Origin of the sequence: Luteitalea sp. (assembly GCF_022842525.1) — a bacterium.
GTDB lineage: Bacteria > Acidobacteriota > Vicinamibacteria > Vicinamibacterales > Vicinamibacteraceae > Luteitalea.
Genome location: NZ_JALHPM010000293.1, coordinates 1 through 5,250 on the forward strand (window position 1 = coordinate 1; position 5,250 = coordinate 5,250).

Annotated in this window: 4 protein-coding genes and 1 pseudogene; 2 read left to right on the top strand and 3 right to left on the bottom strand. The window is 68.6% G+C overall.

Annotated features, from left to right (window positions below; all coding sequences use genetic code 11):
* A partial coding sequence (locus Q0C41_RS29520) for a tyrosine recombinase XerC (RefSeq protein ID WP_291990273.1) occupies nt 1-1,022 on the top strand: 1,022 nt, incomplete at its 5' end.
* Between the two features lie 200 nt (nt 1,023-1,222).
* On the top strand, nt 1,223-1,975 hold the full coding sequence (locus tag Q0C41_RS29525; RefSeq protein WP_291990275.1) for a PEP-CTERM sorting domain-containing protein: 753 nt from the start codon (nt 1,223-1,225) through the stop codon (nt 1,973-1,975).
* Between the two features lie 21 nt (nt 1,976-1,996).
* On the opposite strand, the gene Q0C41_RS29530 is transcribed toward Q0C41_RS29525, so the two are convergent.
* The 3 genes and pseudogenes from Q0C41_RS29530 to Q0C41_RS29540 all read right to left on the bottom strand — a co-directional run.
* A complete protein-coding gene (locus tag Q0C41_RS29530; RefSeq protein ID WP_291990277.1) occupies nt 1,997-3,403 on the bottom strand; it encodes a sigma-54 dependent transcriptional regulator in 1,407 nt (468 codons plus the stop codon).
* Nucleotides 3,404-3,513: 110 nt separating this feature from the next.
* Nucleotides 3,514-4,653 (bottom strand): ATP-binding protein, encoded by a 1,140-nt coding sequence (locus Q0C41_RS29535; protein ID WP_291990279.1) that lies wholly within the window; start codon nt 4,651-4,653, stop codon nt 3,514-3,516.
* Nucleotides 4,654-4,928: 275 nt separating this feature from the next.
* A pseudogene (locus Q0C41_RS29540) lies at nt 4,929-5,250 on the bottom strand (ABC transporter ATP-binding protein); the annotation flags it as partial.

A 5,250-nucleotide genomic window follows, 5' to 3' on the forward strand; every position in this document is an offset into this window, starting at 1 on the left:
TGAGACCGACGCCGGCCGTGCGTCGCGGCCGTCGGCCGACGCCGGCCGCCCCGGAGCTCGACGCCGCCTCGCCCTTGCGCGACGCCATCCGCGCCTTCATCGACCATCTGGCCCTGAACCGCAACGCCTCCGAGCACACGGTCCGCAACTACGAGGCGGATCTGGTGCAGTTCCTGTACTTCCTGGGCGCCTCCACCGCGACGCCGCGGCACGCGCTGACCCCGGCGCACGTCTCGGGCGACGCCATCCGCGGCTTTCTCGGGGAACTGCACGCGCGCGGCAACAGCCGCGCATCGGCGGCGCGGCGCATCTCGACGCTGCGCAGCTTCGCGCGCTACCTGCGGCGCGAAGGCGTGCGAGACGACGACCCGGTGGCGCTGGTCGGCAGTCCACGCCGCGAGCAACGGGTGCCGCAGGTCCTCACCGTGGACGAGGTGACGGCGCTCATCGAGACCCCAGACACCGGGACCCCGCTCGGCCGACGCGACAGGGCCATCCTCGAGGTGTTCTATGCCTCGGGCCTGCGCCTGTCCGAACTCGTGGCCCTCGACGTCGACGACGTCAATCTGTCCACCCGCATGGTCCGGGTCATGGGCAAGGGGCGGAAGGAACGCCTCGTGCCGTGCCACCAGCGCGCCGCCGATGCCGTGCTGGCCTGGCTGAAGGACCGGGTGTCGCTGGTCGCCGCGGCGCAGGACGGACGCGGCGGTCCTGGCGGACGGCGGGCGACACGTGACGATCCGCTCTTCGTCAACTATCGGGGGACCCGGCTCACCCCCCGCAGCGTGCACCGCCTCGTGGCGCGCTACGTCTCGCTGTGCACGACGCGCTTCGGCATCAGCCCGCACGCCCTCCGGCACTCCTTCGCCACCCACCTGCTCGAGCGCGGTGCCGATCTGCGCGCCATCCAGGAACTCCTGGGCCACGTCGAGCTGACCACGACCCAGCGCTACACCCAGGTCAACGTCCAGCACCTGCTCGACGTCTACCGGGCGGCGCACCCCAAAGCCAGACAGTCGTAGCGTGGAAACGCCCTTGAGGGAGACTTAAAGTCTCTTTTATGGAGACTTGTGGTGACTCGGTCAGCTCTGCCGTTCGTCAGGCGCCCGGATTTCCTCCAGAACGGTGATATCCGTCCGGGTGATCGATCTGGCAGCGAAGTTGCTCTGGATGAGGGTGCGCCTCATTCGGGCGCCGAGGGGCTCCCCAGCCCACAATCATCATGCTGACCACTGCTCGCGCCTTCGTCCTCACCGTCTCGTCCATCGTTGCCGTCGCCGCGACGGCCTCCGCGGCACCCATCGTCACCATCACGGAGGTGGCCGGGGCCAACACGGCTGCCAAGCTGAGCAACAAGGCCACCCTTCTGGCCGGGCTCGGCAACTACACGATGCTCGAGGACTTCGAGACGATGACCGCCAGCAACACGGCGGGGCACACCACGCTGGCCACGGGCGCGGGGACCTTCTCGAAGTCGGCCGGGGCGCTCAACGGCACTGGCGGAGCCTGCATCAAGGCCGGCGGCAACCCGCAGACCTGCGACCAGTTCTTCGTGCTGCGCGCCCCGCTGTCGCCGTTCGACGGGCGCTACAACACGACGCCGTCCGTCGTGCAGGGCCGCGGCCACTGGCTCGACTCCAACGACATCTCGGGGCTGCGCCTGGATCTCGGCCAGCCGCGCCACTCGCTGTTCTTCTTCCTGACGGACGTGAGCGACCAGGGCGGTCGGCTCACCATCGGGGCCGCGGACGGCACGACGACCCAGCAGGCCATCGCGCCGACGCAGGGCAGCGGGGATCTCTTCTTCGTCCAGATGGCCTCGATGACCGGCATCACCTCGGTCACCTGGAGCAACAACCGGACCGGCGACGGCTTCGGCATCGACGACATCGGCACCGTGCCGGAGCCGACGTCGCTGTTGCTGCTCGGCGTGGCCCTGGTGGCCACCGCCTCGCGCCTGCGCCGCCGCGACTGACGCACCGACGCCCGGCGCGCCCTACATCACCATGGGTGTGCCGGCCATCGGGCGGCGGCTCCGCGGGAAGTCGATGCCCAGCGTCTTGATCTTGTAGTTCATCACGCGCGGGCTGATCGACAGCAGTTCGGCTGCATCCTTCTGCACCCAGTTGGCCATCTTCAGGGCCTCCAGCACGGCCTGTCGCTCGATCTCCTCGAGCGGCACGCCCTGCGGCGGGATCTTCACGACCGTGTGCGGGCCATCGTGCTCGGTCGTCGAGCCGGTCCCGCCGATCCGCAGGTCGTCGCCACTGATCAGGCGCTCCTCGCTCAGCAGCGCCGCGCGCTCGATCGTGTTCTCCAGTTCGCGGATGTTGCCCGGCCAGTTGTAGCGCATCAGCAGCTTCAGCGCTTCCGGCGTCACCCCCTCGATGCGCTTCTTCAGTTCGACGGCGAACTTCTTGATGAAGAAGTTGGTCAGCGCCGGGATGTCTTCCTTGCGATCGCGGACCGGCGGCATCTCGATCTGCACCACGTTCAGCCGGTAGTAGAGGTCCTCGCGGAACCCGCCGTGTTCGACCATCGCGGCCAGGTTGCGATTGGTCGCCGCGATCAACCGGACGTCGACGCGGATCGTCCGCGTCCCGCCCAGGCGCTCGAACTCGTGCTCCTGGAGCACACGCAGGATCTTGGCCTGCGTGTTGGCGCTCATGTCGCCGATCTCGTCGAGGAACAGCGTGCCGCCATCGGCCTGCTCGAAGCGTCCGATGCGCTGCTTGTCGGCGCCCGTGAAGGCGCCGCGTTCGTGCCCGAAGAGCTCGGACTCGAGCAGGTTCTCCTGCAGCGCCGCGCAGTTGACCTTGACGAAGTTGCGGGCCGCGCGCATCGAGTTGTGGTGGATGGCGCCGGCAATCAGTTCCTTGCCGGTGCCGGTTTCGCCATTGATCAGCACCGTGGTGTTGCTCTTGGCGACCTTCTTCACCACGTCGAGCACGCGCTGCAGCGCGCCGCTGGCGCCGATGATGTTGTCGAACTGGTAGATGCCGCCCTGCTCGTGGCGGAGGTAGTCGACCTCGTTGCGCAGGCGCCGATGCTCGAGCGCCTTGTCGATCTTGACCTCCATCTCCTCGATCTCGAACGGCTTGGGCACGTAGTCGAAGGCGCCGATCTTCATCGCCTCGACGGCCGTGTGCACCGAGCCGAACGCCGTCATCAGGATGACCGCGGTCTGCGGCTGCAGCGCCTTGGCCGTGCGCAGCACGTCGAGGCCGTCGCTGCCGCCCATCTTCAGGTCGCTCAGCACGACGTCGAAGTTCGTCTCGTGCAGGCGCTCGATGGCGACATTGCCGTTGTTGGCCTCCGTGATCTCGTGTCCGGCCTCGGTGAGGGCCCGGGCGAGCGCGCGGCGGAGCGAATCGTGGTCGTCGGCAACGAGGATGCGGCCCATGGGTCAGTCCTGATCGGGAAACGGGAACCGGGCGCCGGGAACCGGGACCCGGAGTCGAGGAAGCGGGAACCGGGCCACGGGCGCCGGGTGGTGCGGGGCGTTGGTGAGGCTCATCGCGGCCTCGGGCCACCCGGGGCCCCGTCGTCGGGGAGTCGCACTGGCGCGGCGTCGAGCGAGGGCGCCAGCGGCAGCAGCAGACGGAAGCACGTGCCGATGCCATCGGGGCCCGGATGGACTTCGATGCGGCCCTCGTGAGCGTCCACGACCTTGCGCACGATCGCCAGGCCCAGCCCCGACCCTCGTGGCTTGGTGGTGAAGAACGGATTGAAGATGCGATCCCGGACCGAGTCCGGGATGCCCGGGCCATCGTCGAGCACCGTGATCTCGACGCCAGGGCCATGCGGGTGATCCGGCGTGGCCGGCAAGGGGAGGCTCGCCAGCGCCGTGGCCTGCACGATTAGCCGCCCGTGCCCGCTCAGCGCCTCGAAGGCGTTGGTCAGCAGGTTGGTGAACACCTGGCGCAACTGGTGGCCATCGCCCTGCACCGGCGGCAGATGCTCCGGGAGGTCGACGCTGACCGCCACGTTGCCCCGGGGGACGAGACTGTCGGCCATGTGCAGCGAGTCCTGCACCAGCTCGGCGACTTCGACGTCCTCCACCTGCAGCCGGACCGGCCTGACGAAGTCCAGGACCTCCATCACGATGGCGTTGGCCATCTTGGCCTCGCCGATGATGTCGGCCAGCATCGTCTGCGCCTCGGGATTGTCGGTCAGCCGACGCTTGAGCAGGCCAGCCATCACCTCGATGCCGGCCAGCGGATTCTTCACCTCGTGGGCGATGGCCGCCGCCATCTCGCCGAGCGCCGCCAGCCGATCGCGCAGGCGCTCGCGCTCCTCGAGCTGCTCCACCCGCGTCAGATCCCGGAAGAACAGCGCCGCGCCAGACACGATGCCGAGGCCATCGCGCACGAGCGACATCGTGAATCCGATGGATCGCCCGGTCCGCGCCAGCTTCACCTCGGCGCGGTTGGGCAGGGGGTCGGTGCCGAACGCGCCCTCGAGCACACGCACCATTTCCGGCACATCGGCCAGCACCGCCGCAATCGGACGCCCGACGTCCGCCGCGCCCGGCAGCATGTCCAGGGAGGCGTAGGCCGCGTCGTTGATCGCCACCAGCGTGCCATCGTGACGAATCACGATGACGCCATTGCGGATGCCCGAAATCAGGTCGCGGTAGAACCGCTCGGGCACGATATCGTCACCGCGCCGCGGCTGCAGCGACGGGGGTGGGCCCGCTACTTCGCTCCCTGGTGACGGTTTCAGCATCTGAGCGCGCATGGCGGCACGGACGATTACATTCAAGGCCTATGCCGATCGTCAGGATACGTACGATTTGGAAATTTCGCACGTCCATCCAGCCGACGATCCATGGCTTTGGATGGCCAGGGCCGACAATTTTTGTAATTGGATGACAACTTTGTCCGCAGGACGGGACAGGACCGCGGCGTGTCCGGCCAGCCGGCGGACTACGGAGCGGGCGGGGCGGCGTCCACCAGGGCTTCCCATTCGGCCATGCGATCACCGACTTCCCACATGAGGGCCTGGTGTCGGTCGATGACCGGCTTGGACGCCACGACATCCTCGTAGAACCCGGGCTGCGCCATCGTGTCTTCGAGGGTCTTGATCTCGCGCTCGCACTCCGCGATGCGGCTCTCGACCCGGGTCACGCGCTCCTGATGCGCGTCGAGGGCGCGTCGGGCCCGGCGTTGCTCGGCTTCGAGGCGCTTGCGCTCGTCACGGTCGGCTGGCGCCGGGGCGCTCGACGACGCCGGGGCGGCCGAGGGGGCG

Bases quoted from the DNA above. Each gene is read 5' to 3' on its own strand.
- Q0C41_RS29525 (WP_291990275.1), top strand. From the start codon at position 1,223: ATGCTGACCACTGCTCGCGCCTTCGTCCTCACCGTCTCGTCCATCGTT.
- Q0C41_RS29530 (WP_291990277.1), bottom strand. From the start codon at position 3,403: ATGGGCCGCATCCTCGTTGCCGACGACCACGATTCGCTCCGCCGCGCG.